The sequence below is a fragment of the Siminovitchia acidinfaciens genome (assembly GCF_003605385.1).
Taxonomy (GTDB): domain Bacteria; phylum Bacillota; class Bacilli; order Bacillales; family Bacillaceae_C; genus Siminovitchia; species Siminovitchia acidinfaciens.
Genome location: NZ_QYTV02000001.1, coordinates 414,320 through 436,293 on the forward strand (window position 1 = coordinate 414,320; position 21,974 = coordinate 436,293).

Consider the following 21,974-nt stretch of genomic DNA (forward strand, 5'->3'; position numbering starts at 1 on the left):
ATCTTGGGAAGCCATTCATATCATTGTGCAATGGTATGTAGAGGTATATGTTCCCGTTAACTTAGCTGTACCAGAGTACCAAGATCCGGTACCAGACACTGGGAAGGGTTATGAGATAGCCGAACTGGAAGTAAGGTTGAAAATTATGGAGAACCTAATCAGAACTTCACTGCAACAGCAACAGGAAGGACCGCAGAAAAATATAAAAAAGTGCTTGAAAATAAGCACTTTAATATAATTCCTCTAAAATGGTTTTTATAGCTTTTACATGATCATGTTTGTCTTCTTTATTTACATTAATACCTATAGGTATAAGGTTTTTATCCAATAATTCTTTTGCATCAAAAGCATGTAAATTTGGGACAATAATAAAATGCTCTCCTTTTATATGCTCAAGAATTTTATCATAAAGATTTTTGAAATACTCATCTTTAAAAGAAAATCCAATAAACAATAATGTTTTATTACTCATAATTCCATTAAGAATATGCATTATTTTCTCAGATTGATAGAGGTTATCATAATCCTCTTTTGTTACTATCATTGAGCTATATTGAACTATATGACCATGAAGATGAATAACATTTTGCTCATCTTCATCCAAAAAGTCTTGTAGATCCTCTAGGTTTTCTAATATTATTGGCATTACAAACTCTTCCCGATAGTCATTTAAGTAATCAGCAATTGCATTATCATAGTTGGTAGTAATAATAAATTCTGTATCAAGTTTTAAGATATCTAAGATGTTGTGATGATTAGTATTAGATTCCTTTTTATAGCGTGATTTTATTATATCTTTAATGTCCCGTTTTAGTACTTGTTCGGTTTGATATAAAAGTGAATATTGTTTTAAGAAGCTTAGTGCTCTTAGATAATCACCTTGTTCAATTAATTCAGTATATTTTTCCTTATTAGTATCAGATAGACCTTTGTCTAATTCAAGTAATAGTTCCCCCCAGTTAGGTAAATTAAAAGGAATAGAAACCCCCGCTCCTAGAAAAGGAATTAATTTATGAGTGCGATTTTTTAGTCTATCTAAGTTATGCCTATAGTCTTCAATTAAATACTTTTTTAATTGATTCTTTTTATGTTCATGAATTAATTTTAAAAAGTTAGAATTAAGCTTATAAGTTTCACTTATAATATGGTTTTCTGAATCTAATAAAGTTTCGCCACAATGTCCACATTCCTCATTAAGACTAACTGCAAAATCAACCGAGTCTGTTGCTTCACAATCGTATGTAAAATACTTAGAAATAAAGTTGGTTCTTAATAATTCAGTAAGAATTGTATTAAGGGTATCTATTTCAATATTGTAGTGTATCAATCTTTCCTTTGGGAAAATTTCATCTTTTACTACTTCAGCAAGCATATTTAATTGCTCAAGTACTTCTTCTTCACTTTTTTGAAGTTTGGTACTAACGGTATGAATTAACTGTGTTAACAACATAATGAATTATCTCCTTATCTAAAGGTCTATTAGGAAGGAAAACTATTCTAAACCTTTTGCTTGTAGAGTATACAGTTGTTTGGATGACATCTATATCCTTGTCATCACTAAAAGTGTAATCGGTAAACCATGAGATTGACCAGTTATCGAGTCCTAATGCTTGTTCAAAATTAAAATAAAGACTATGAAACATATCTGATGCTGAGACAGGGTGTTTAGAATTACTTGACTGAGTCGAGCTCCTACTTGATTTGCTTGATGTGAATTTTATTCGTGTTGGATAACCAACAAGCTTTTGCTTTTTTGCTTTTCTAACGAGTTCGATGGCCTTTATATTGTATTCAATGTAATAAGATAGCAGCAATGCTTGAATTTTTTTTCTCAAATCCCCTTTATCAGCATTGTTTAGTCCCTCATCGTTTTTAAATAAAGCTTTGTCTAATTTTTTTACCGCATCTTTTATTGATTTATTTGTCCGTAAATCTACCTCATTACGTATGTCTTCTAATAAAGCAGTATCTAAGCTTTTGCAAAAGTTGTACATACCAGTACGATCTTTTTTTACAGAAGGTTTTTTTAATGAAATACCTAAGGTATATAGTACTTTATTAATTACAGTTTTATGCATTTGATGAATAGTTGTATTTGTTTCTTCGTCTTCTTTTTTTATTTCTGAGATGTTTCTTACCATGGTTAGAGCCAAATTATTTCTGAAATCGAGATCAATACCAGCAATAAAGTAAGCAATTCCTTGCGTTTTTTTAGGCACGACCTCTACAAATAGGAACCTAGCAGATGTTACTAAACCATTCTCCTCAGTATAATCAAACCCAGCAATAAAAGTAGTGCGTGGTGAAGTTATATTCAGTACATCCATTAGATAAAAGCCATTTTCACTCATGTGATTATGAAAGTTAATAGGAATAGTATCTTTAATATTCAACTCATTTATTAAGTGTTTGACCTTTTCTTTAAAGAAGTTGACTTGTAAATTTGGATGTCCAGAGATTTTTTCAACAAAAACATTTTTTAAATGACTATAAAGAATATTCTCAAAAAATATATAACCTATATCTTCTATTTTAAAGTTATCTATCAAATAACTATAGTAATCTGGAAAATCCAGATTTTGAACTTCTTTAGGAATTTCATACTTAATGGAAACATCATTTTTAAATTTGTCGACGTCGATGAAATCCAGAAATTTTCCTCCATTAAAGATATATATTCCGTCTTTTGTCTCCATAATATTGCCCCCTTAAACAAAATTATAGCATAATGCGAAATATTGTATTAATTGGTTTTCAACCGAAATACGCCATATTGTATATATTAAGGTGCATAATGAATATTTACTCAAATAACATTTATTTTTATTGAATTACCCCCCTCCCCACGAAGTCAAAGTTTTTTTCATAAAAAAACCTGTCAAGTTGACAGGTCATTTTCACAATTAGATTGATAAGGTGAACCGTATCAAAAGTAATGGTAAATCAAAAATTAGAGTGTACTATTGAGATTTGTAAATTAGAAATAAGATAAATAGGTATAAATAAAAAGAGGAAGGAATTAATCCGTCCTCTTTTTATTGTTTAAAGTAGCCGAGGTTAGTTTTTAAAGTGTTTATGGTGATTCCTATTAAATAAATATTGAATAGGCAGAAAAACGAAAATAAAAGTAATTAATATTATGGTGTTTTATGTTATATAAAAAATTGTAATTTAGATTTAAAATTAAAGTATAGAATGGGAACTTTTGTACTTATACAAACGGGAGGTCTGTTGAAGAGTACCATTAAGTCTTTGTTCAACATTCGGTTTAAAATGTGAAGTAGGCAAAACAAAAAAGAGGTTGATCAGACCTCTTTTTTGCTTCTGACACTTACCTATTCCTTAGTTTAAATGCGAAGCATATTAAGGTGAAGGCAGTTATCATTGTACATACTATTCCAAAGGTTTCAGGATTACTTTTAACAATTACTTTATGTACGACCATAAAGATTGTCTGTCCATAAGCACCTATAAAGAAAAATATGTACTCCAGTAAGAAGTTTAAAGCCACTGTTTGATTCCAATTTTTCATATTAAAATTCCTCCTAAAGTGTTTCACTGGGCAATACTAAAATTTTCGTAACAGTATATACCCAGTGTTTTAGGCGGAAAAAATGAATGATTGGAACAGAGCTTCTTCTTACTTTTTATTGTGAGGTAAATCTTAGTAAAGGAGGAAACAAATAACACGAAAAATTGGCGGTTTACCCAGTGAAAAGTAAACCTTTTTAATAAAATGGATTAACTTTTAAAATTGGTTAATTCATTCGTCGTAATTGTTTGCTCTACAATAAATGTAGCTTTGAACAAAATTCACACGTTTTATTTCAATCATGGTGATCAACTCCTTTTACAAAAATAGATTACCTCACTGAAGTAATTATAGAATTTTTGTTTAATTATTTCAATAACTTAGGGATTCTTTTTATTTAGAGTGTTATGGGGTAGTCAGAGAACTATGGGGAGACTTTTTTAAATTGTAGAAACTTTTGCTGAAATAATCGTTGCATATAGATAAGAATGGTCTTTAAAAGAAGAGGGTTATAATACACCCCCTTTGAAGATGATAAAATATGTTTGCCCCAAAGTAATGAGAACCAGGATAGATATAATCCATACATACCATTATAAATTTTTTAAAAAGTTACCTATCACTGGGAATAGAGTTGGAAACAATGCATGGATTAATGTTATTAAAACACCTATAATTGCGATTACTATTGACTCATTAATTTAATATTCCTCCAATAGATTTTGATTGAGGATAAAGCTAGGTTAGAAAGGTTTTTTTCTCATAAGCATTATAGAGGGTTGATCGTGATATTTTAACAGTGTTTTGGCCGAACTTTGTTTTACCTAGCAACGGAGCTTTACTTCTGGTTGAAATTCTTTTTATGCCCATATATAAATAAAGACGAAAGTTGAAAGGTTACTCCCCAAATAACCTGCATATTTCTGTTTTCAAGGAAAAAATTTATCTTTCTCACCGTATAGTGATTTGTTGGGAGAATTTTCTCAGTTTTGTGCTGAAGAAGTGGCTCACTTAGACAATTGAGGAATATGAGGAATTTATTTACTTGAGCATATAACGAGAAGTATGCTGAAAACTTATTTGAGGAATTAAAAATCTACATAAAAGAAGAGACAGCTAGAAGTAAAATAATGCATGGAGAACTTTTCTTATTTTATAAAGAGGACTATGTCATTGCCACAGAAGAATTAGCAAAAGTGCCTCTTACAACTGATGAATTACTGGAGGACCTAGTCTTTTTAGGCAGTTGAGTCAGGATCAAATTTAAACAGTGGGACAATTGCCAAGGGAGCTTGTAATCCTTGGCAAATATGAAAATGTTGGCGTTGGTACTGTGGAGAAGTTGTTTGAACAGTTGAAGGAAAAGCAGGGAGTTTAGCAGTTGTGAAGAATGGGATAAGGGTTTCGTTCCTTTATCCCATCCTTTTTGTATACAAGAAAAAGTACCATGTTGATGCTGGTAGACAGCTTTTCAAGGATCGATATGAATAGAATACTCCAGTCTGTATTTTAAAACTTGCTCATACAATCTGTTTCTGCAGTTTTTTTTATTTTCGACGTGACATCCCACTACAATCCAGCCTTTAAAAATACAAGTGAGAAACGCTTTTTTTTATTTTTTCGCCCTCAGGGTGTCCTTTTTTAAAGAATCCCTCTATATAAAAGATGACAACAGCGGCAGATGCAGGAGGCTGAACGATGTTCAGCGCCGTTGATTTTCTAAAAAGGGGGAAGTTTGGATGAGCAGATTGTTGATTCAAGAGCATCCCGTAATGATCATTCCATCGTTAGCTGTGAAGCTGGGGGTAAATGAAGCAGTGGTGTTGCAACAGATGCATTATTGGGTGATGAAAAGCACACATATTAAGGACGGACGAAAGTGGGTGTATAACACATACAGCCAGTGGCATGAGCAGCTACCGTTTTGGTCGGAGAGCACGCTGAGACGCACGATTAATTCGCTGGAGAAGAAGGGATTGGTGATGTCCGCGATGTTCAATCAGTCCAGGATGGACCAAACGAAATGGTACACTCTGGACTATGAAAAATTGGAGGAGTTAGCTGGAGAAGATCAAGATGGACATCTCCCTGCCCCGGATGGCATAGTGACCGAGCCAGTCCGAGCGCCTGAGCAGGCCAGTTTGACCAAACCAATACCAGAGATTACTACAAAGACTACAACAGAAAAAATACATATTCCTTTTTCCGAGGTCGTTGAATACTTGAATGCAAAAACGGGATCTGCCTACAAGCCGAACACGAGGCGTACACGGGAGCTGATCCGTGCACGCTGGAACGAGGGGTTTACCTTGCAGGATATGAAAAAAGTGATTGACCTGAAGACAGCGGAATGGCTACATGATTCTGATTGGAGGAAATACTTGCGTCCAGAGACGTTGTTTGGGACAAAGTTTGAATCGTATTTGAACCAAAAACCGGCCACAAAGGTATTGTGGGAGGAGGAGTTTAATTTTGATGACTAAACGGGAGACGTTTTCGCTGATGGCTAGGATTGCGGTCTATTACGAACAATTCGAGCTGGATCAGAAAAAGCTGGATTCATGGCATGAGGTGCTAAAGGGTTGCAATCTGGAGGAGTTGGAAGCCGCACTGCACGCGCATGTGTCAGCCTCTGTGTACCCTCCAAAAATCGCCAATCTGCTGAAAAGGCCGCAAAAGGCTCGGGTGGTTCCAGGTCCTGAAGAAACGGAAAGAATCATGTCCGGGAAAGAGAAGCCTGCCAGCCGCGAAGCCATGCAAAGCGAGCTGGAGAAGGTGCGGACCATTTTGGGGATAGGCAGAGGAGAATCTTGATGGAGGGGAGGCCGCTTTACAGCAGGGAAGTGGAGGAGGCCTTTGTGGGAGCATTGCTGCTGGACGGTGATCTTGCAAAAGAGAGTACCATCAAGCCTGAGCAACTGTATATGTCCAGAATGCGGGTGCTGTTTGCGGCGATTCAGCGCTTGTGTAAAAAAGGAGAACCAATTGATCCGGTGTCAGTCATCGAGGAAGTCGGCCTGGATAATGTGGAAAGTGTCGGCGGCATCAGTTATGTGACGGACCTGGCCGTCCGTGTACATACAACAGCCAATGTCAGGCATTACGAGAAGCTGATACAGGAATATGACCAAAAGAGAAAAGCAGTGAAAGTCGCAAGCCGGATTCAGCAAGAGGTACAGGAAGAGGACATTTCTTCTGTACTGAGTAATGGGATCAAGAATCTGGTTGTGCTTGAAGAGGGGCTGATTGATGAGGAGCTGGGCGATATCTCTTCCGGCCTTGTCGATCTGTATGTGGAGTCAGGAAAGGATCAAGGGGAGGTGACCGGCATTTCTTCCGGTTTTAAACATTGGGACCGCTTGACGGGCGGGTTGCAGGAGTCGGAGCTGATTGTCATTGGGGCGCGGCCGAGCATGGGGAAAACGGCATTTGCCCTAAATCTCGCTATGACGGCGGCACGACAGGATGTGGTGATTATCTTTTCACTGGAAATGTCCAAGCATCAGCTGTTAAAAAGAGCGGTCGGCCTGGCGGGAAATATCAGCTCGGTAAAAATGAGAAATCCCAGGCGCCGTTTCGAGGAGGCTGATTGGGTGAAGCTGACGGGCGCCATGGGTATGTTATCTGAGGCAAACTTGCATATTTTCGATAAGCCGGGGATGGATATCGGGTATATGTGGGCAAAGGTTCGGAAGCTTCGACGAGAATATGGTGACGAAAAGAGGTTCCTCGTCATCATTGATTATTTGCAGCTCATTGCTGGAGATACCAAGCATAGATCGAACCGGCAAGCTGAAATCAGCGAAATCAGCCGGATGCTCAAACATCTTGCCAGGGAATGCCAAGTGGCAGTGGCCGCTCTTTCTCAGCTCAGCAGGGGAGTGGAAAATAGGCAGGATAAACGTCCTGTCCTTCCTGATCTGCGGGAGAGCGGACAAATCGAACAGGATGCCGATGTGATCGCCTTCTTATACCGTGAGGACTATTACCAGAAGGACACGGATCAGCCGAACATTGTGGAAGTCATACTAGCTAAACAGCGGAATGGCCCCATTGGGACCATTAGGCTCACCTTTGACAAGGAATACGGGAAGTTCGGAGATGTGTGAAGCTCTTGAAAGTGCGGCGCTTTAATAAAGAACATGAGATTAATATATGGTATTGAAAATGTTTTATAGCCTGCAGGGAATAGGGGAGCAAAAATGCTACTGACTGTGGCATCAGTCATTCATCCGGAAGATGTTTGTCAATTGCCCAGAAGAACGACTAAGCGCCTCCCCTTTATACTAACCTGCTGATTAATGTAAAACTTCCTGAAGAAATGAATACTTCTCAGTAAGCTCCTTATACGTACCTTTATCAGTGATTGAATCATATTCACCTTTATAGCAGTATACATGTGTAAGGGTATTGATAAAGTCCAGTAACACGACGTCTGTTTCTTGGAAGACATTTCTACATATGGGGCAATGAATTTTTAACATGGGATTCTCCTTTCTTAATTCAAGGATTATTTGGTCAATTTTCGAAATTACTAAACTGGCATTTCATTTTTTTCTTGAATCCTTATTGCGAAGAATATCATCTTAAACTTCTTTCATAAACTCGGAAGAAATCCAATTCAAAAGCGGCAGTGAGACCACTGATTGTGCTGGCAATGGGCTCCTGTTGGTTGGTTTCCTGTTTGTTTATTTATTGTCTTTCTGTCAAGAGAGCGGGGTAAGCCAGGGTCTTCTTGAGATAGTTGACTCATCATTCTCAGCCTCTTAATTGTATTAACAATATACTCCAACTTCCATTAATCTATAGGTGTTTTCCCTCTTTTTATAACCAATAGAAGCTAAGGAGAAAAATCGGAACACGATGAGGGGTACCCAAAAGTTGACAAAGTCTTTTCAGGAAATTGAATCAGAATCAGATTAAGACAATGGAACTACCAAGGGAACCAGTTATCCTTGCCAAATATGAAAATGTTGGTGGTTTGAACTTGGAGAAGTTGTTTGAACAGTTAAAGGAGAAGCAGGGAGGTTAGATTTCACATTAGATTTCAATGAAAATAAATTAGTATATGGTACCATGAACCATAACATAAGAAAATGAGGTTTTTGGGGGGCGAGTAGCAATACAAACCTACCAATTACCATATAAGTTGATAAATTAAAGGTTGATAAAAAAGCTTACCATTTCGATAAGCTTTTTTATTAGATTGAAGCATGATTTTACAACAAATCTTTAATTTGTTCATAAATATATTCTTTACTTAACCACCAAGCTTGTTTTGTCATATAATGATCTGTAAAATTCTCTTTTTCACTTTCTGGTCGAAGTCCCCAATTTGCAGGGTGAGGTAATTTCCTAGAATTATTCATTAATTTCTTTTTCGAAATTCCTTTTTCTACAACATCTTTATAGTATTTTGATCTGTATTGAGCAACTTGGGCATCGGGACGAAGATGTAAAATATCTTCTAAAGATGGTTTAATGAAATTATTATTTATTCTAACTTCATTATTTTTATTTTTGGTAAAAGTTAATTCAACACCGTTTTTTATCTTTTCTACCTCCGTTTTCCATACTCTTTTTACTGGCCCATCTATATCAGTGATTGGAACATTCCAAAACTTAGCTCCTACAAAGGTAATTTTCTCCGGATTTGTTTCGTAGGAAGAGCTATTTCTTTTCATCTTATTGACATCATCAAAGACTAGTAGTAAAAACTTTTTTCTTTCTAAGAAATCATAAACTCTTGATTCCTCCCAAGATTCATTAACTAGTTCCAGAAATGAAGGAATTCCCATGAATTTAAAATGTTCTTTTGGTTTCCCCTTCCTTAAAGTAACCGTTTTTAAACTAATGTCAGCTTTTTCAATTTCTTCTGATGTGACTTCATCCGCAGTGGTAGGCAAATTAAGAATCCCACGGATTATCATGTTATTAATATTTTTTTGGGACTGACTTTTCCCTACTACTATACCAAGTTCCTGGATCAACTCACTTTGTTTCATACCATAATAGGGAGTAAAGCGGGAGACAATAATCTCTTCGAGAGTTTTCTTTTCTAGTTCACTAACATCTTTCACAATACTATTGATTGCTTCGGTATGGTCTTGTCCAATAATATGATTATTTATGAGTTCATTAATGAATTTTGATTTAAATGAATAGGCTCTAGGTTTTGCACGAACGTTTGTATGCTTCTGTTTTGTGAAATCATCACCAGTTGATGACTTTGTACATGCTCCTAGATAATTCGTAAGGCCTTCTGATAATTGTTCGGCTTTACCTGAGTTTATATATTCAGAGATTTTCTCCCAGTCTTGCTTGATTATTTCCAAATCTTTTTCTGATATTTCTATTACTGTATCTTTAGGCAAGTCGAAGTCTTTCAACTCTGTCATAGAAAGCAGATTCGCATATGCAACTTTAAATTTCGTCTTATCTTCAATCATTTCTCCGCTAGAGATTTTTTTCTTATGTGAAACATCACGTCTATAATATTGTATTAATTCAATAAGCTTATTCTTATGCCAGAATGAACTTTGTTCAAATGATTTACCATATTCATTTTGGTAATTAATTTTATTTAATACAAGTCTCTCCCCAGCAATAAGTTTTTTGGCTTTGCTCTTTTTATTTGTTTGTTTATCGATGGGGGTAACTTTTAATTCCACACCGGCTTCTGGAAAATCTGGTTCGGCATAATTATCTGCAGGATGGTTAAACCAGACTTGCTCTATCACATTGCCTGGATAAGATTTATTTTTTACATTCATAGTGCTCTTCACATCTATTTCTCCAAGCGTCTTTCCAACTGCTTCTAATGCTCTCTTATGTACTTTCTCCTTCGTATTATAGACACTACTCAAATCATTCTTCTCCTCCAATACAATGAACAACAAATGTTAAATATAGTATATCAATGACTCTGACAATGTGTAGCCGAAGCAACATTTAATGTAACTCTGTTTAAAGAATTTTCTCTCTGAATGACTTTCTTTCGGCCTGCTTAGCTTTGTATAATAGCTCCTCTTCATTTTTGTAAAGCATTTTAGGTTTTTCCCCCTTCGTAATAGAAAAGCCGATACATTGTATCGGCTAAAAGGTCAATTCCAATTGAACAGTTCTTTGTTCAAGCTTTTCTATTTCTTCTATTCGTTTTCCCATGGTTTCAATCAATCCTACGACTAAGGCATTTCCCATGCAGAAGTATCTCATGCGGTCAGTCATGCCAAATGTCCAATTGTCAGGAAATCCATTTAGTCTTTCGCATTCAATAGGTGTCAAAAGGCGTTTCCTGCCATTTACTTCTACAATATGTGTACTTCTGTTTATGGATCCTTCACTTGTTAACATTGTTCTTCCCGGTTTGTCCAATTCGTCAGTGGGAGACATTCCCCCTTCTGAAAAATTATATTTATGGCCGCTAGCAGAAACACGTTCAATTCTTTTTGGGCCTCTCAAATAACGGAACTTCTCTTCTTCTTCGGGAGTCAAATAAAATTTATCGTCTACAAGCTCTTCTTCTATGAGTATGTCAGACAATGGAGTAGGCTTCTTCTGTATTGGGTCTACATGAGCTGTAAAGACTTCTCCATCTCTCATAATACCAGCTGTATGGAAGGTATAAGAAAATGAATCGGATATTTCAACAATATCCTCCGGAAGAGTGACTGAATCCATTCTATCTTTATACGGGTCTTCTTTTACAGGGAATGATTCAGCAAAAAAGCCATGTTTAAACACAATATCATGTTGTTCCAATTCACGTATGTCATTTTCATAAACAATGTCATTCTTATAGGCGAAGATGAATACCCTTCTTCTTCTTTGAGCAAATCCATATTCGGCCGCATTGATTACACGCCATTCCACACTGTAGCCCAAATCCCGGAAAGTGCCTAACATTACAGCAAAGTCACGTCCTCTTTGGGAAGAGGGGGATTTTAACAGTCTATCAACGTTTTCTAAAAGTACATACCTGGGATTCCCATTTTCAAGTGCTCTTTTGATTTCCCAGAAAAGCACGCCTTTCTTGCCTTGGATTCCCTTTTCACCCGATAAAGTGCGGGCTACAGAATAATCTTGACATGGGAAGCCGCCAACAATCAGATCCGGGGAAATCTCCCTAAATAAATCGTCAGAGACTGTCGCTATATCCTCATTACTATGAATACCTGTATGGAAATTTCGGGAATAGCATTCGAACGCATCCTGAGCTTTCCGTGAAGGCTCCCATTGATTTGCCCAAACGGTATCAAAAAGTTGGGGATTGGCCTTTTCCAAGCCTAGACGAAAACCCCCGACACCGGCGAATAACTCCATAACTTTAAGTTTTTCATGTGCCATATTAAGTCCCCTCCGAACAAAGGCTCTCATTATATTATATATTACATCAAGGTACTTTTGTATCTTTTAAATCATTTTAGGTTCTATGATTCGACAAAATTGCGGGATGCAGGTTTTTGGCCATATCTATGAATCGAACTGTCTCGTCAACTGTTTTCTCTAGGTTTTGTCTTATTTCATGTTCCCAAATTCTCTTTATATGCCAATTTCGTTCAATGTAATAGGAAGTTATCTCTGCATCCCTCTCGACGTTCCTCTTGAATTTTTCATCCCAGAACTCTTGGTTGCTTTTAGGCCTCTTGAAATGTTCGGGACATACATGCCAAAAACAAGAGTCTACGAAAATGACGATTTTATATTTCTTTATAGCTATGTCTGGTGTGCCTTTGAGGGATTTTACATTTCGTCTGAAGCGCAAACCTCTTTTCCAAAGTGCGCTAGCGAATAGATCTTCAAGTTTGGACTTCGCCCTGATTTTGCTCATTGTCCTACTACGTTGCTCCTTGGACATTATATCAGTCATCTTTACCATCCCTTTTATGAATTTCAGGAACTGATTAAAAACTGAATTTAACCGTATATGTGTATTGTTCCCTTAAGGAGAGCGAAGAACACCTCAATAGACGAAAGATGGTAAAAAAACAGCAGGGGTACGAAGACTGGAAGATAATTACACTGATTCGTGAACTTTTCGGTTATGAGCGTGAAGTTTTTCCATCAAACATTCATCTTGAAAGCGACGATTTAGGAGGCTTTTCGCAAGTGTGGCTTGCCCAGGGCGAACACTTCGATAGGTCTCTTATTATTGTAAATGCACTTGGCGATTTCCTTTTTTTTCAAGTGTTGCAAGTTACAGGAATATATCTCAAAAGCTTCTTTTACTATTGTTCGGAACAGTTCTAGTATTAATTGTAAAGGATCTTACAGCAAGGCATGTATATTTTAACTATCCCTGTAATAACGCTTTGCTTAAATTAGTTTCCATACAATAGTATAATGGAACTATATATAAGTTATATGAATGCTATTTTTTTCGGTCAAAAACTAGCTATCAGCTTAAAAATATTGAGAAAATAGAGGTGCTATAATGAAACTTTTAGAACAGCATTTCGATCTATTTAATAGAGAACACTTCCTGTTTACCAAGATAAAAGAATTCATACCAGAGCAAAATGACAGCATTAAGGACGCTTATAAAGATTCTTGGCAACATTGGAAGACTATTGTGAATGAGGCATTTAAACAACTAGGTTCTCACTTTGATGAACCAGATACAGAGAACTGGACTAACGGTTGGTCTGTCCGAACCAGATTTTGGACTAGGTTTAAGTATGTAGATAGAGTAAATTCTTCTTCTTGTATTGCTGCAATGATTAATAAAGATAGTTTAAGAGTGTACCTAGAATGGCATGATCACAAAAGTGAGAGTTCACTTAACTCTGTTAAGCAACATAATAAGTGGATTGATCATATTGATTCATGGATAGAAAGTCAAAATATTGACATGAGTGAGTATAGCGTGTGGACCTCTTTAGAAAGTGATTATGAAAAATATTCTACATTAGAGACATTTTTAGAGGATCATGAAATTAGAGAAGAATATAAAAGGATTTTGGAAGATTCAGAAGATGAATGGATAAGGATAGGTAGAGTTTTTGCAAAAGGAGAGGTAATTCAGTGGGAAAATGCTGAGGAAGAAATTGCAAATGTTATACAGGAACTAGAGGGGATATATAAGAAAACTTATGATGTAGATTTTAACAGGAATTATTGGTTGTTCAATGTTTATTACTCTCAAAACCCAGTTGTCTGGGAGAATTGTAAAGCATATGAGGTTGCAGCAATGCAGTATGAAGAAGGGAAGCAAAACCAAGCAGCAGTTACTAGAAATTTAAACCTTATAAAAGAAATCGCTGTCGGTGATTATGTAATCGCTTATACGGGAAACAGAGGTTTCTTAGCTATTGGTGAAGTAACAACGGAGTTTTTTAATGAGGTTGAGGAGAGTAAATTTATTAGTGTAAATGGAGAAAGTTGGCGGCAACGAATAGGTGTTAAATGGTTAAAAATATTAGAGGAACCTGTTGTTTACACTGGAAATGAGTTAAAAAACAGGTTAGGTCTCCAACCTAAGACTGTTATGGGTTCTGCCACTATTTTTAAAATACCCGAAGAAGGTTTCACTTTTGTTCAACAACTAATGAATGGAAAAAAAGAAAGTAGCACTTCCAATCTTAAGTTAGGAGATATTATCCACTCCTACATAACCAACAAGGGCTTTTATTTTACAGAAGAAAACATCAAGAACTTATATCTATCCCTCAAGACGAAACCATTTGTCATCCTGTCCGGCATCTCAGGGACTGGTAAAACAAAGATTGTCCAGCTGTTTGCCGAGAGTGTCGGAGCTACGGAGGAAAATGGGCAATTCAAGTTGATTCCTGTAAGGCCTGATTGGAGTGACGGTTCGGATTTGATTGGCTTTGAGGATATTAAGGGTGAGTTCAAGCCTGGTCCGCTAACGGACGTTCTTGTGGAGGCAAATAAGCCTGAGAATCGAAATAAGCCTTATTTTATCCTGCTGGATGAGATGAATCTGGCACGGGTGGAGTACTATTTCAGTGATTTGCTGAGTGTAATGGAGAGCAGGCAGAAGGTGGACGGAGAGTATGTTTCCGTACCTGTGGTTGATCGCCCTGAGGTTGGGCGGTTGATGCTGCGGAATAATGTGTTCATTATTGGTACGGTGAATATGGATGAGACGACGCATCCTTTCAGTCCGAAGGTTTTGGACCGTGCGAATACAATTGAGTATAACGATGTTCAATTAGCTAATTTTGCTATTTTTGATCAAATGGAGGAACCTCAAGTGGCTGTTGTCTCCAATGAGCAGTTGGCCGGGGAGTATATCACGCTCAAAGATGCGTTCGCTGACCACGAGGAGTTGATCCGCGAAGTGACGGATTGGCTGGTGGAAGTGAATCAGATCTTGGAACAAGTAAAGCTGCATTTCGGTTACCGCGTCCGGGACGAGGTCTGTTTTTACATGATTTACAACGAGCAAGGGCAGTTGATGGATAAAGAGCAAGCGTTTGACCTGCAGCTTCATCAGAAGGTTTTGCCGCGCGTATCAGGGAACGATGCGGATACCGTGAAGGTACTGAAAGAGTTATATGCCTTTTGTACAGGGCATGCATGGAATGAGGAAACTGATGTTCACGTGGTGCGGGAGAGTCGCTTTCCACAGTCCGCCGCGAAGCTTGCGAGCATGATCAAGAAGGCGGAGCATGAAGGCTTCACTTCTTTCTGGATGGGCTAAGGAGTGGTTGCTCATATGAATGAAACGAAGGAATTGCTGGTAGTGGAGACGCCTGACTTTTCACTTTATATGAAGGGTGTTCCGTACGATGAGCGGTATGAGAGTCTCAAGCAATACCGCATGAAAGCCGGTTTGGAGAAAGAGACGATGACGTTTCGTTATGGTGCGCGGCAGTGGGAGAGCATCGAGTTGTATGATGTGGAGACGGATCAACTTGCTTCCTTCGAAGGAAAAGAATTTGCTCCGATCTTTTTCGAAAATCGCGTCTATCAGCTTGTTATCACCCCAAAGACAGACAAGGAGCTACACTTTTATCACGAGCATCCCGGTATTCGTGAGGCTGTCAGTTATGTGGGGAAGAAGCCGCATCAGATCCTGATGGGGAATCTGCAGTTCATGAATGAGGTAGGATTGACTACCTTCTCGATTTATAGCGGACATGAGCAACTGCTGGAAGTTACATTTGAGATTTTTCCATCGAAGCTGAATTATAAAGAGGACTATCTCCGCTTGTTGGATGAGGTCAATGAAGAGATTTATAATTTGGCTTTCCATTTTATCAAAAAGACCTTTCTCGGAGCTTCCACGACCCTTTCAGAAAAACCGTCACCAACGGAGTTTTTCAGGCTGGTGGAACATTACTTCCCATCGTTTTGCCGGGCAATTGATCGTATTGAGGCACAGCCCCACCACGAATTGGTGACAAGCTATGAAAGGGTACGTGCCGATCGCATTAAACGTCTGGATCAAAAGGGAAGGAACTATTTAAGGAAGAATCCTCAGTTGTTTTATGAGGCAAAAAACGGAACTCCGATTGGAGACCGGTCGTTTTTACCAGAGAAAGGGCTGAATGTGAAGAAGTCCCTCTCCTTTGATACAGTAGAAAACCGCTTTGTGAAGTGGATGATGGAGCGGCTTGTGTATCAGTTGATGGATCTGAAGAAGAGAGTCATGAGGCCGAGCGGCCTCTATGATGTGCCAGTGGATGAGGTGCTTGTTGGTAGGATTGATCGCAAATTGTTTCAGTTGAAGAGCTATTTGAAGAAGCCGTTTTGGAAGCGGATGGGTCCGATCAGAAAGAGCGTATTGAATATGGTCATGCAGATGAAACCCGGATACCGTGACGCTTTTCGAATTTATTTGATCATCAATCGGGGACTGGCTCTCCAAGGTGAGTTGTTAAAAATGTCCGTAAAAGATGTTGCGACTTTGTATGAATACTGGACCTTTCTCAAAGTGGGGCAGATTTTACGGAAGAAATATGAAGCCGTTGATCAAAGTGTGCTGCAGGTAACGCAGGGTAAGTTGTTTGTTAATTTGCTACAGAATCAGCGAGCGAATCAGGTGTTCAGGCATCCCCAGACAAAGGAGAAGATCACTTTGTCTTTTCAGAAAAGGACGGGAAACCTTCCTACTGTTCCACAAAAACCGGATATCATGTTGGAGATTGAGAAAAAGGGCAAGACGTATTCGTATGATTATATCTTTGATGCAAAATACCGGATCGATTTTTCCCGGGAAGACCCTGGACCACTGGAGGAAGATATTAATACAATGCATCGTTATCGTGATGCTCATGTGGTCAAGCAGGGAGGTCCTTACGAGCGTTTCGCTTTTGGCGCTTATGTTCTGTTCCCTTGGCAAGATGAAGATAATTATGAGAAGCATCCATTTTACCAAAGTATCAATAAGGTAAATATTGGTGGATTGCCATTTTTGCCTGGTTCTTTCAAGCTTGTTGAGCGATTGATTGACCGATTGGTGGAGAGCAACCCGGAGGAGTTGCAGGAAGAGGGCATCCTGCCGCAAGGCTCCATCTCTTATTGGGAATCCCAGTTGGATGAGAAGGTGCTGGTTGGTTCGGTGAGTGATTCAGATGCTTATTTGCGATTTAAACAGGGGCGCTATTTTGAAATCGAGGCTAGCCAGTTAAAAGGGGACTGGCAAAAGTCGAAGTACCTTGCGCTATACGTCACGCAGGAGGCGGCTAATACAAGTGGTGCGGAAAATGGCATTCAGTTTTATGGAGAAATAGCTGACGTAGAAATTTTGGATGGATTCGGTTCGGAAACGCTCGTCCAAATTTTTGTTGATCGCTGGGAAACATTAGACCAAACCATCCGACCTGTTGGCTATGGACTTCAAAGCTATATGTTAACAACGAAAAATATGTTGGATCAGGCAAAGGAGCTGCCGGAGCTGTTCATGAAGTTTGGAGAGGAAGTAAAGCTATGGCGAATGCTCAGGCGATTGACAACGAAGGTTCGGACGAAGCTTGATGAGGAGCTTGTTGACCGAGCAAGGAAAATCCAGGCCTATCAAATCGGGCATGACTCCGTGGTGATTGACCAAGGAGCGCAGGAAATTCAGGTGTTGCATGGAAATGAAGTCCGACAGCGGTTGTCGCTGGAAATGTTGGAGAGGCAGCCTAGCCAGGTGTTTAAGGTGATTAGAGGGGAGATATTTAGGTAGTTGGCTAAACAGTAGGTGTGACAACCCATTTTAACTCTAAATTTGTTGAGAGCCCTGAAAGGGCTCTCAAACTTTTAGGTCATTGGTTAACTTCGACGCCTTTTGCCGCCAACCACTTTATGTATAGCTCTTATTTCGATCATACCATTCGCTTGTAACAAAGTAACTAGCGCCATTAATTGTAATGGGTTTTGCATAATAGCGTGGATAATGATTCACTAAGCGCTGTTCCCCAAGGTTCTGAGAGTTACCTCTTTAGAAATGTCATGCAGGTCATGCACCTGAAATATTCCAATCAAAGATTGCTTGCTTTTTGAACATATTGTTTGATTTTTCGGTTTGCTGTTGTTTGACTAATACCTAATGCCTTACCGAGTTTAATACTGCTGGGATATTTCTTATACATTTTGTTAATGTACTCACTTTCTATAGCTTCCATGTATTCACTAAGTGTCAATTCCTGTTTTTGTTTTTCAGCGTCATTGAAACTACTATCTGCCAAAGTAATAATTTCATTGTTTGATAAAATCATTGTCTTCTCAATATAATTTCGAAGCTCCCTTATATTCCCCGGCCACTGTTGTTGGCTCATCCATACCTTCAATTCTTCAGAAAATGACTTATTTAATCCATGCTTTAGATTAAGCTCCTCCGTAAATACATCAATAAGAGTTTTTATTTCGTTCTTTCTCTCCCTAAGAGGCGGAATATCGATATTTATTACATTGATACGAAAAAATAGATCTTCACGAAATTGCCCTTTTGTTACCAAGTCCTCAAGGTTCCTGTTGGTTGCACAAATAATCCGACAATCGACATATACTTCCTTATCACTTCCTAAACGGGTTATTTTTCGATTTTGCAATACAGATAATAATTTGACCTGTAAATGATATGGAAGCTCAGAAATCTCATCTAATAGGATAGTCCCGTTATGAGCCAGTTCGAAGTATCCTTTTTTACCTCCTGTTTTTGCTCCTGTGAATGCACCTTCCTCATACCCAAACAATTCAGATTCCAGAAGGGTTTCAGGTATCGCACCGCAATTCACCTCGATAAAAGGCATGTTTTTACGAAAAGACCTTTCATGTACTACCTGTGCGAACCTCGTTTTGCCCACTCCGGTTTCTCCCCGAATGAGTAGCGTTACATCTAAGTCAGCGACCTTTTCAACTAGATTCATTAATTTTTCTTGATGGTCATAAAATAAACCTTTTTGTTTTTTTAAGTTCTCTAACTCTTTTTCATATAAAGAAATGGTTTTGGCAACTTGATTATTCTTTTCTTTAAGCATTTCCAATTCTGTAATGTCCCTCGAAAAACTTAACACATTTGCAAGAGCCCCGCATTTATCAAAAATTGGGTAAGCTGCAACAAGCACTTTTTTGTTTGTTCTTGTATATTGAATCCTATTTTCAATGGTTTTACTTTTCAATACAATAATTGATACAGAGGGGTTCAGTATGCCTTTTTCTTCTAGGTCATATACTGTCTGTCCAATTAGGTCCTGAGAGTCGACCCCGTATAAATCTGCAGAAGCAGGACTGACATCCGATACAACACCCTTATGGTCTATAATAAAAATTTCATCGAAGGAATAATTGATAATCCCTTTTAGGAGGATGGAGTCCAATAGTAAACACCCTTTCTATAAAGGTAGTCAATTTTGATTATACTATATTTAAAATTAACTAGGTATTGCATATCATTTGAATATATAAAATATTCATAAATGATGAGGTGTTGTGCATGTAATGAATAGCCAATTCTATGTTGCTATAGATGGACGATTCATAATGCAGAATAGCAATCGTTAGTAAAAGGGTTAACGGCAGTGCGGAGTCATAATCAAAAATGATTACATTTGGTAGGGAGAGTACCCTGTTAGTGGGAATACGATTTGGAACAAAACTTGCACTTAATAAATACTAAATAAAGGAGGCAGGTTGATGATTAAGAATAAAAAATACGCACCTATTGATTCTCAAGTCTATCCAAGATTTAGCGGGATTAAGACATTTATGAGGCTTCCGCATGAAACGCAGGAAAAAGCAGTTGACTTTGCTGTTGCTGGTGTCCCTTTTGATACTGGGGGAAGTTTTGCAGTAGGTACGAGATTTGCGCCAGAAGCTGTTCGGTCTATGTCGTCTTTAATCCGGCCATATAACCCCGGATTGGAAATTGATATTTTTAAGTATTGTTCTGGTATTGACTATGGTGATTTTGCCGTAAATCCAGGATATATTGAAGAATCCTATCAACAAATTGAAACTCAATTAGGGACGCTTCTAAATAATGATATAACCCCCATTTTAATTGGCGGTGATCATTCAGTTTCGTTGCCTCATTTAAGGGCAATGGCCAAAAGATATGGAAAAATAAGCCTTATTCAATTTGATTCGCATGGAGATACGTGGGATTCCTATTTTGGAAAAAAATATACCCATGGAACTATGTTCAGGCGGGCGGTAGAAGAGAATATTGTAGACCCATTTAAATCTATACAGATCGGAATGAGGGGCAGCCTGTATGGACCTGGAGACATTGGGGACGCCGAAAATCTGGGTTATAAAGTGATTACCACTGAAGCGCTTAGAGGCATAGATCCGGTTAGGCTTGGTGAAATAATTAAAGAAAGAGTAGGTGACGGTCCGGCCTTTGTTACTTTTGATATTGATTTCTTAGATCCGGCTTATGCTCCGGGAACAGGCACTCCAGAGATTGGTGGATTCAGCACTTTTGAGGCGCAACAATATATTCGGACTCTTAAGGGGCTGAATATAAAAGGCTTCGATGTAGTAGAGGTTCTTCCGGATCGGGATCCTTCTAAGATTACTAGTCTTGCTGCTGCAAATGTATGCTTTGAGTTCATTTCATTGATAGCCTTTAATAAAAGAGAGGCATCTGGTACATACAAAAAATAGATTAGAATGAATAAACGGTGTCTAATAATAAAGCTATTTTCCTCTATTGGGAATACAGACCTTATCAAAAGATTTACGTTATACGCTCAAAAATATTAAACATGTGCGTAAAAACCTCACTGATTGCAGTAATCATTCAAGGAATGACTTTTAAGTTGAAACTATGCGTAAGAAGAAGGCAACGGTCTTCGTAAAAGCTTCGCCACATGCATTTTCAGGCAAATGGGTGGGACTGCTGAGCCATTGTGAGATGTTAAATTGACTAGTTGGAGGGTATCTAAAATGAGGAAAATATTAACGGTTATGGTTTTTCTATCATTACTTTATTTAACCGCATGCAGTGGTAAGGTTGCTAATAATGATCAATCAGGAGCTTCCTCAAAGGAACTAGTTGTTGTTGATTATGGAGGGGCAATGTCTGAGGCCATGCAAAAATCAAAATATGAGCCATTCGAAAAAGAGAACGATGTTAAAATTACCATTGTTTCCCCTACTGATGTTGGAAAACTAAAGGCAATGGTTGATGGTGGAAATGTTGAATGGGATGCAGTAGTGGCCGACAGTGACATTGCACTCCGTTTAGAACAAGAGGGCCTGCTTGAAGACTTAGACTTTGACATAATTGATAAATCAGGTTTTATGCCGGAACTAGTTACAACTTCTTCGATCGGCAATGAACTTTACTTCACAAATATAGCCTATAATACAGATGTTTTTGATGAGGACAATCATCCAAAAACCTGGAAAGAGTTTTGGGATACGGAAAAATTCCCTGGTGGCCGCACTCTGCATAAAAGCCCTATGGGAACATTAGAGATTGCACTTCTTGCTGACGGTGTTTCCCCTGATGAACTATACCCATTAGATGTAGAGCGCGCTTTTAAAAGCTTGGATAAAATCAAAAGTGAAGTAAAAGTTTGGTGGGATGCTGGTGCTCAACCTGCTCAATCACTCGCAACAAAAGAGGTAGTCCTGGCTGCTGCTTGGAATGGCCGCGTTTCTGCGGCAAAAGCTGGGGGAGCACAAGTTGCGAATGAATTTAACGAAGCGCTTGCAATGGCCGATTCATGGATCATCCCGAAAGGTGCTCCCAATAAAGATTTGGCACAGAAATTTATTTCTTTTGTCTCACAGCCTGAACAGCAGGCAGAATACTCTAAGCTCATTGATTATGCACCACCTAATGAAAAGGCATTGGATCTATTACCAGACGAAATAAAGGAAAATATCGGACGTTCTTCAAAGGATGCAGAGAATCAAATTACTGTTGATATTGAATATTGGGCAAAGAATTTTGAAGAGATAAATGAGAAATTTGACAATTGGTTATTAAGCAATTAAGAGCAAGCTATAGTGTAACAAATTAACTATAAATTACAGA

General features: G+C 38.1%; 14 protein-coding genes. 7 read left to right on the forward strand and 7 right to left on the reverse strand.

The genetic code is table 11. The features are described 5' to 3' along the window. Positions 1-229 precede the first annotated feature (229 nt). Positions 230-1,450 (reverse strand): SIR2 family protein, encoded by a 1,221-nt coding sequence (locus tag D4T97_RS01920; RefSeq protein ID WP_235872127.1) that lies wholly within the window; start codon positions 1,448-1,450, stop codon positions 230-232. Continuing rightward, positions 1,419-2,696: a hypothetical protein gene (locus D4T97_RS01925; protein WP_126047116.1), complete on the reverse strand. Its 1,278-nt coding sequence runs from the start codon at positions 2,694-2,696 to the stop codon at positions 1,419-1,421. Before D4T97_RS01925 ends, D4T97_RS01920 begins: the two co-directional genes overlap by 32 nt. Before the next feature lie 2,575 nt (positions 2,697-5,271). Between D4T97_RS01925 and D4T97_RS01935 the strand changes: the two genes are divergently transcribed. The 3 genes from D4T97_RS01935 to dnaB are packed head-to-tail and all read left to right on the forward strand — an operon-like array spanning position 5,272 to position 7,641. Further along, the gene (locus D4T97_RS01935; RefSeq protein WP_126047118.1) at positions 5,272-6,015 is read left to right on the forward strand and encodes a conserved phage C-terminal domain-containing protein; all 744 of its coding nucleotides are present in this window, start codon (positions 5,272-5,274) and stop codon (positions 6,013-6,015) included. Further along, positions 6,008-6,346, forward strand: a complete 339-nt coding sequence (locus tag D4T97_RS01940; protein WP_235872147.1) for a replicative helicase loader/inhibitor — start codon at positions 6,008-6,010, stop codon at positions 6,344-6,346. The genes D4T97_RS01935 and D4T97_RS01940 overlap by 8 nt, the downstream gene beginning before the upstream one ends. Further along, positions 6,346-7,641 carry a replicative DNA helicase gene (gene dnaB, locus D4T97_RS01945; protein ID WP_126047122.1) on the forward strand — a complete coding sequence of 432 codons (1,296 nt, stop codon included), beginning with the start codon at positions 6,346-6,348 and terminating at the stop codon, positions 7,639-7,641. Before D4T97_RS01940 ends, dnaB begins: the two co-directional genes overlap by 1 nt. A 189-nt stretch (positions 7,642-7,830) precedes the next feature. Here the strand turns inward: dnaB and D4T97_RS01950 are convergent, their stop codons facing one another. The 4 genes from D4T97_RS01950 to D4T97_RS01970 all read right to left on the reverse strand — a co-directional run bounded on the left by D4T97_RS01950 (position 7,831) and on the right by D4T97_RS01970 (position 12,401). Next, positions 7,831-8,016 (reverse strand): hypothetical protein, encoded by a 186-nt coding sequence (locus tag D4T97_RS01950; protein ID WP_126047124.1) that lies wholly within the window; start codon positions 8,014-8,016, stop codon positions 7,831-7,833. Between the two features lie 735 nt (positions 8,017-8,751). Next, positions 8,752-10,398, reverse strand: a complete 1,647-nt coding sequence (locus D4T97_RS01960; RefSeq protein WP_126047126.1) for a Sau3AI family type II restriction endonuclease — start codon at positions 10,396-10,398, stop codon at positions 8,752-8,754. A gap of 229 nt (positions 10,399-10,627) precedes the next feature. Continuing rightward, positions 10,628-11,878 carry a DNA (cytosine-5-)-methyltransferase gene (gene dcm, locus D4T97_RS01965; RefSeq protein ID WP_126047128.1) on the reverse strand — a complete coding sequence of 417 codons (1,251 nt, stop codon included), beginning with the start codon at positions 11,876-11,878 and terminating at the stop codon, positions 10,628-10,630. A 76-nt stretch (positions 11,879-11,954) separates the two neighbouring features. Continuing rightward, positions 11,955-12,401, reverse strand: a complete 447-nt coding sequence (locus D4T97_RS01970; RefSeq protein WP_126047129.1) for a very short patch repair endonuclease — start codon at positions 12,399-12,401, stop codon at positions 11,955-11,957. Between the two features lie 564 nt (positions 12,402-12,965). Here D4T97_RS01970 and D4T97_RS01980 point away from each other — a divergent pair. Then, positions 12,966-15,197 (forward strand): HI_0552 family protein, encoded by a 2,232-nt coding sequence (locus D4T97_RS01980; protein ID WP_126047133.1) that lies wholly within the window; start codon positions 12,966-12,968, stop codon positions 15,195-15,197. A gap of 15 nt (positions 15,198-15,212) precedes the next feature. Then, a complete protein-coding gene (locus tag D4T97_RS01985) occupies positions 15,213-17,669 on the forward strand; it encodes a restriction endonuclease-like protein (RefSeq protein WP_126047135.1) in 2,457 nt (818 codons plus the stop codon). A 295-nt stretch (positions 17,670-17,964) separates the two neighbouring features. Here D4T97_RS01985 and D4T97_RS01990 read toward each other — a convergent pair whose 3' ends face one another. Next, the gene (locus D4T97_RS01990) at positions 17,965-19,302 is read right to left on the reverse strand and encodes a sigma-54 interaction domain-containing protein (protein ID WP_126047137.1); all 1,338 of its coding nucleotides are present in this window, start codon (positions 19,300-19,302) and stop codon (positions 17,965-17,967) included. Positions 19,303-19,618: 316 nt separating this feature from the next. Between D4T97_RS01990 and speB the strand changes: the two genes are divergently transcribed. Together speB and D4T97_RS02000 are read left to right on the forward strand one after the other, a co-directional pair. Beyond that, the gene (gene speB, locus D4T97_RS01995; RefSeq protein WP_126047139.1) at positions 19,619-20,593 is read left to right on the forward strand and encodes an agmatinase; all 975 of its coding nucleotides are present in this window, start codon (positions 19,619-19,621) and stop codon (positions 20,591-20,593) included. Between the two features lie 282 nt (positions 20,594-20,875). After that, positions 20,876-21,934, forward strand: a complete 1,059-nt coding sequence (locus D4T97_RS02000; RefSeq protein WP_126047141.1) for an ABC transporter substrate-binding protein — start codon at positions 20,876-20,878, stop codon at positions 21,932-21,934. Positions 21,935-21,974: the final 40 nt, after the last annotated feature.

Excerpts from the sequence above, each read along its gene's own strand:
- D4T97_RS01920 (WP_235872127.1), bottom strand. The coding sequence starts at position 1,450 with ATGTTGTTAACACAGTTAATTCATACCGTTAGTACCAAACTTCAAAAA.
- D4T97_RS01925 (WP_126047116.1), bottom strand. The coding sequence starts at position 2,696 with ATGGAGACAAAAGACGGAATATATATCTTTAATGGAGGAAAATTTCTG.
- D4T97_RS01935 (WP_126047118.1), top strand. The coding sequence starts at position 5,272 with ATGAGCAGATTGTTGATTCAAGAGCATCCCGTAATGATCATTCCATCG.
- D4T97_RS01940 (WP_235872147.1), top strand. The coding sequence starts at position 6,008 with ATGACTAAACGGGAGACGTTTTCGCTGATGGCTAGGATTGCGGTCTAT.
- dnaB (WP_126047122.1), top strand. The coding sequence starts at position 6,346 with ATGGAGGGGAGGCCGCTTTACAGCAGGGAAGTGGAGGAGGCCTTTGTG.
- D4T97_RS01950 (WP_126047124.1), bottom strand. The coding sequence starts at position 8,016 with ATGTTAAAAATTCATTGCCCCATATGTAGAAATGTCTTCCAAGAAACA.
- dcm (WP_126047128.1), bottom strand. The coding sequence starts at position 11,878 with ATGGCACATGAAAAACTTAAAGTTATGGAGTTATTCGCCGGTGTCGGG.
- D4T97_RS01970 (WP_126047129.1), bottom strand. The coding sequence starts at position 12,401 with ATGACTGATATAATGTCCAAGGAGCAACGTAGTAGGACAATGAGCAAA.
- D4T97_RS01980 (WP_126047133.1), top strand. The coding sequence starts at position 12,966 with ATGAAACTTTTAGAACAGCATTTCGATCTATTTAATAGAGAACACTTC.
- D4T97_RS01985 (WP_126047135.1), top strand. The coding sequence starts at position 15,213 with ATGAATGAAACGAAGGAATTGCTGGTAGTGGAGACGCCTGACTTTTCA.
- speB (WP_126047139.1), top strand. The coding sequence starts at position 19,619 with ATGATTAAGAATAAAAAATACGCACCTATTGATTCTCAAGTCTATCCA.
- D4T97_RS02000 (WP_126047141.1), top strand. The coding sequence starts at position 20,876 with ATGAGGAAAATATTAACGGTTATGGTTTTTCTATCATTACTTTATTTA.